At 45.7% G+C, this 3,891-nt stretch carries 2 protein-coding genes; both read right to left on the reverse strand.

All coding sequences use genetic code 11. The features are described 5' to 3' along the window. Positions 1-711: 711 nt before the first annotated feature. Positions 712-2,745, reverse strand: a complete 2,034-nt coding sequence (locus Q5691_RS27315) for an ABC transporter ATP-binding protein (RefSeq protein WP_333214588.1) — start codon at positions 2,743-2,745, stop codon at positions 712-714. Between the two features lie 222 nt (positions 2,746-2,967). Then, the gene (locus tag Q5691_RS27320; RefSeq protein WP_333214586.1) at positions 2,968-3,480 is read right to left on the reverse strand and encodes a hypothetical protein; all 513 of its coding nucleotides are present in this window, start codon (positions 3,478-3,480) and stop codon (positions 2,968-2,970) included. Between the last annotated feature and the right edge of the window lie 411 nt (positions 3,481-3,891).

Raw genomic sequence — 3,891 nt, forward strand, 5'->3', positions numbered from 1 at the left:
TGGTTGCTGGGGGCTTTTTCATTGGTTTATTTTACCAGCTTTTGTCACCGAAGTTTTTTTGACCTGAATCCTTACATCTAGAGTTACTTTGAGTTGTGGTGATTTAAAAATTACAATAAAGATGTTTAAATATTATAAATATTTCCTATTGGGCGAGCTCTAGTATTAGATAATTACGTAAATTTACGCAATACGAGGCGATAATTAAGTGTATTTACGGAAGTAGCAACCAATCTCTTTTTAGCCTGGGTACCCATTTTCTAATTTTTCCGACTCCTAGAGAGAGTTTACTTATAATACTACGCGACATATTGTTGTTAGTCATTGGACATTTGGCCTAATTTAGCTAGTCCTGGACGCAGAAACTCGCACTCCTGGGTGTATAACCTAATTATGTAGGCGGCGTCTGAAGCTATTTACTGTGTTAGAGTAGGCTGTTATACCCCACTTTTTGCATCTAGAAATAACAGGGTTTGATGTAGGAAAATACTGCGTGGAGTTCCCTAGCTGTGGCTTGAACAACCCGGAATGTTAGTCAAGTTCAAGCAGGTAGAATTTTACCAGAAATCATGAAGTTAAAATCAAGATAAACTGCTAATTTGGGAAGATAAAATGAAAAAAAACTTCGTAGCAGTTTTTCGTAGCCCGATATGTTCGCGCGTCATGGCTAATTAGTAATTGGTAATTGATACGAGTTTAAAACACTAAATATCAATTTTGTTCTGATTCATTTGCAGGCGATGGGGGCCAAGCAGCTTGGCGACCTAGTTGCTGTTGCCGAATTCGCTCCAAATTCCCTGCTGGAATAGAAGCTATGAGTTGCCGCGTGTAAGCTTGCTGCGGTTGGCGGTAAATGCGCTCGGCAGTGCCAATTTCCTCGATTTTACCTTTGTTCATGACGATCGCGCGATCGCTCATAAACTTGACCACACTCAAATCGTGAGAAATAAAAATATAAGTCAGTCCAAACTCTGTTTGCAACTCCTTCAGCAAATTTAAAACTTGCGCCTGAACCGACACATCTAATGCCGAAACCGACTCATCGCAAATAATAAACTTAGGATTCAAAGCCAAAGCTCTAGCAATACAAATTCGCTGCCGCTGTCCCCCGGAAAACTCGTGAGGATAGCGTCGCATAAAATCGGGATTTAAACCCACTCTATCCAACAAATAAGCTGCGCGATCGCGCTGTTCTTTTTGGTTCTTACCAAAACGGTGAATCACCATCGGTTCCATCACCGCATCCCCAACATTTAGACGCGGATCGAGAGAACTAAAAGGGTCTTGAAAAATAATTTGCAGATCCCGCCGCAGCCATCGCAATTTGCGATCGTACTCTTTTTTCATCCGATAATTAGCCATCCACTGCGATGCGGAACTACTTGTCGCAGGAGGCGTAATTTCTTGACCTTCAAAAAACACTTGACCGCTGGCGATCGGAATTAATTGCAGCAAAGCCCTCGCCAAAGTAGATTTGCCACAGCCAGACTCGCCCACTAAACCCAAAGTTTCGCCCGGATAAACCTCAAAAGAAATATCGTTGACCGCCATAAACAAGCGTTTAGTTTCGCCAAACATTCCCTGCACCGGAAAACCGACTCGCAAGTTATCAACCGCTAGCAAAGGGCCGGAAATATGCGGCAGCCGAGGCGGTTTTCCTGTTGCAAAAGCGGGATTCCCCCCGCTGGTGTCGCCGTCTAAATCGGCATTTTTCTCGACAATTACTAATTCGCCGCTAGCATTTGTGGTGACATCCATAAAATCGGAAACAGTCGGCAAGCGACGCAGTTGCCGATCGAGAGTTGGGCGGCAAGCTAACAGACCTTTTGTGTAAGGATGTTGGGGATTGCTGAAAATTTGTTCGATCGCACCGCACTCAACAATCTTGCCTCGGTACATCACCGCCACCGTATCGCCAATTTCAGCAATGACGCCCAAATCGTGGGTAATAAAAATCATTGCCATGCCTCTAGAGTCCCGCAACTCCCGCAGCAAAGCTAAGATTGTTGCCTGCACGGTTACGTCCAAAGCCGTGGTAGGTTCATCAGCAATTAATAAAGTTGGATTGCAAGAAATGGCCATTGCAATCATCACGCGCTGGATTTGGCCGCCTGAGAGTTCGTGGGGATAGCGATCGAGCATAGCTTGTTTTTGGCCGTTGACGAGCTGCATCAAATCGCGATCGTCCTCCATAACTGCTTGATTCCCCGCAGCAGTCCGGGAGTGCTCTTGCCGCAAAGCCAAACACCGCTGCCTGAGCTCATCGTCGCCCGGTAGCAGCTTCACCTCTTGCAGCAGAGAAGCAGCTTGGCGCCGCGCTTCTGTCTGCGACACCTGTTGGTGCAAACAAATGGCTTCTGTGAGTTGAAATCCGATCGTATAAACAGGATTTAGCGAACTCATCGGCTCTTGAAAAATCGTTGCAATCTGGCTGCCGCGGTATGTTTGTTTTTCCCTGTCCGGCATTTCCAGCAGATTCACAGGCCCATTGCTAGCGCCGTCTTTTGTCGAATAAAACCAAATTTCGCCATCGATTTTCGTTGACGAACTCGACAGCAAACCCATAACAGCGAGGGATGTTACCGATTTTCCCGACCCCGACTCTCCCACGATGCCCAGAGTTTGCCCTCGCTTGACCTCAAACGAAATGCCGTCAACCGCTTTGACGGTTGCAGACGCATCGCCTGCGTCCGCAGATTGAAATTGAACCCGCAGGTTGCGAACTTCTAGGACGGTTTCACTCATGGAGGTCTATGGCAAAAATTAAAGGGAGACTAAGTGGATTGTAGCAGGGCCTGTGGAAGGCAGATGGCAGTGGGAAAATTTTAAGGTTGCTTTGCATAACAGATGGCGAAAGCTAACATTCCTGGCAACGCTTCGCTGTGGGTGAGTTTTGAATTTTAAATGGTTTATAACTTAAAACTCAAAACTCAGAACTACTGGAGTGCTTTCTGCCTGCAATTTTCCTCAAAAACCAATGACTTGAGTGTCAGCAGGCAGTGCAGTGGCCTCGGAGACCTTTTTAAAGACGGTTGCCTGCTCGTTTAAGGAATTAGGTCTGGCCTGTCCGGGATTGGTGCCTTGCAACTGAAGGCGCATTTGACCTTCGGGAGTCAATTCAAAAACAGTTTCAACGGTTTCTGTGCTGCTGAGGCCCACATCAATGTGCATCGGTTTTTCACCCTGATTAACTTTGTACCTCATTTCTTTGGCGCGGGCGGCTCCGTCGGGGCCTTTAGCCATGAGAAACAATTTGCCTTCTGGGGCAAAGACGAAGGTGAAAGACTGACCGGAGGGGACTGTGCCTTGCCATTGGCCTAGGAGTTGCTGGTCGAGGGTGCTAGCGGCCGGGGCTGCTGTTTCTTGGGCAATTGTTGGTGTTGCTGCGGATGCTGGGCCGAGTGAGGCGTTGAAGCTAATGAGGATGCCCAAGCAAAGGCTACCTGCGATCGCTTTACCAATCATTTTTGAATTAGACATGAGACCGATCTAAAAATTGGTTATTTGTTTTGTACACTGTAGCGGTAAAACCGTACTTTGTTTAGTTTAAATTTCTTTTAGGCATAGATATAAGTGAGGTTCGCACCTGCAACGCAGTTGTCATCCCCGGACTAAAGCTTTTCCTGAGCTTGTTGAAGGGTCATTCGATTTTAGATTTTAGATTTTAGATTTTGGAGGCGACCCCACGGATAAATTCTGGTGCTTAAGAATTTTAGATCTTAGATTTTGGATTGATTCCACGGATAAATCACGTGGCGGGTACCATCAAAAAATTTTTGGTCACGGAGCTTTCAGTTTTTTTTATTGTTGTAAAATCGGCTCTCCTGAGTTTATGGTGTAAAATGTACATACTAATACATTTACCATTATGAGCTTCCATCTAGACTATCT

Origin of the sequence: Microcoleus sp. w1-18aA5, assembly GCF_036701705.1 — a bacterium.
Taxonomy (GTDB): Bacteria; Cyanobacteriota; Cyanobacteriia; order Cyanobacteriales; family Microcoleaceae; genus Microcoleus.